The sequence below is a fragment of the Microvirga sp. HBU67558 genome, assembly GCF_018069605.1.
Taxonomy (GTDB): domain Bacteria; phylum Pseudomonadota; class Alphaproteobacteria; order Rhizobiales; family Beijerinckiaceae; genus Microvirga; species Microvirga terrae.
Window position 1 is genome coordinate 1 of record NZ_JAGPUP010000248.1, and the last position, 648, is coordinate 648.

1 protein-coding gene is annotated in these 648 nt (G+C 67.3%); it reads right to left on the minus strand.

Annotation, left to right across the window (positions count from 1 at the left end; genetic code table 11):
- The coding region (locus KBI52_RS01050; protein WP_210804808.1) for an aminotransferase class I/II-fold pyridoxal phosphate-dependent enzyme at positions 1–648 on the minus strand (648 nt) is incomplete at both ends.

The following is a 648-nucleotide window of genomic DNA, read 5'->3' on the forward strand; positions in this document are numbered from 1 at the left end:
CCAGCCCGCCTTGGCGAAGGACTCGACCATCACGTCCCGGCGGCGCTTGTAGGTGGCGCGCATCTCGCGGATGCAATCGTCCGGCCCGTTCAGGGCCGCGGTCGCGGCCACCTGGACGGGCGTGAAGGCGCCGTAGTCGAGATAGGACTTCACCCGGGCGAGAGCCGCCAGCAGGCGCTCGTTGCCGACCGCGAAGCCGATGCGCCAGCCGGCCATGGAGAAGGTCTTGGACATGGAGGTGAACTCCACCGCCACGTCGATGGCTCCCGGCACCTGCAGGATCGAGGGCGGCGGGTTCGATTCGTCGAAATAGACTTCCGAATAGGCGAGGTCCGACAGGAGGATGAGGTCGTGCTTCTTCGCGAAGGCGACGAGATCCCGGTAGAAATCGAGGGACGCCACATAGGCGGTCGGGTTCGACGGGTAGCACACGACGAGCGCCACGGGCTTGGGGATCGAGTGGGCGACGGCGCGCTCCGCTGCGACGAAGAATTCGGGGGTCGGCTCGGCCGGGACCGACCGGATGACGCCGCCGGCCATCAGGAACCCGAAGGCATGGATCGGATAGCTCGGGTTCGGCACCAGAATCACGTCGCCGGGCTCGGTGATGGCCTGGGCCATGTTGGCGAAGCCCTCCTTGGAGCCGAG